The sequence below is a fragment of the Cupriavidus sp. L7L genome (assembly GCF_004353535.1).
In the GTDB taxonomy this organism is placed as follows: domain Bacteria; phylum Pseudomonadota; class Gammaproteobacteria; order Burkholderiales; family Burkholderiaceae; genus Cupriavidus; species Cupriavidus oxalaticus_A.
The window spans coordinates 1-463 of the sequence record NZ_SMNY01000194.1 but is presented as its reverse complement, the minus strand read 5'-3'; the positions used below and the strand labels follow the sequence as shown (position 1 = coordinate 463).

Annotated in this window: 1 protein-coding gene; it reads right to left on the bottom strand. The window is 70.2% G+C overall.

Translation table 11 applies throughout. The annotated features are described in order from the left end of the window. Nucleotides 1-463: AMP-binding protein (locus tag E1J61_RS37100; protein WP_165971646.1), on the bottom strand; the 463-nt coding region annotated here is incomplete at both ends.

The window sequence follows — 463 nt, the reverse complement described above, 5'->3', positions numbered from 1 at the left end:
CCAGAAGCGGCCGGCGTTCGGGTAGGTCGGCACGCCTTCGAACACCACCTGGGTGGCGCCGGCGGCCAGCGGGCCGTAGGCGATGTAGGTGTGGCCGGTGACCCAGCCGATGTCGGCGGTACACCAGAACAGGTCGTCGGGCTTGATGTCGAAGGTCCACTTCATCGTCATCAGCGCCCACAGCAGGTAGCCGCCGGTGCTGTGCTGCACGCCCTTGGGCTTGCCGGTGGAGCCGGAGGTGTAGAGCACGAACAGCGGGTGCTCGGCGCCGACGGGCTCGGCTTCGCAGGTGTCGGGCTGGTTGGCGCAGACGTCGTCGAGCCAGCGGTCGCGGCCCTCGGTCCAGCCGACGTTACCGCCGGTGCGGCGGTACACGATCACGTTCTTCACGGCCTCGCAGCCGCCCAGCGCCAGCGCATCGTCGGCGATGGCCTTCAGCGGCAGCGCCTTGCCGCCGCGCATC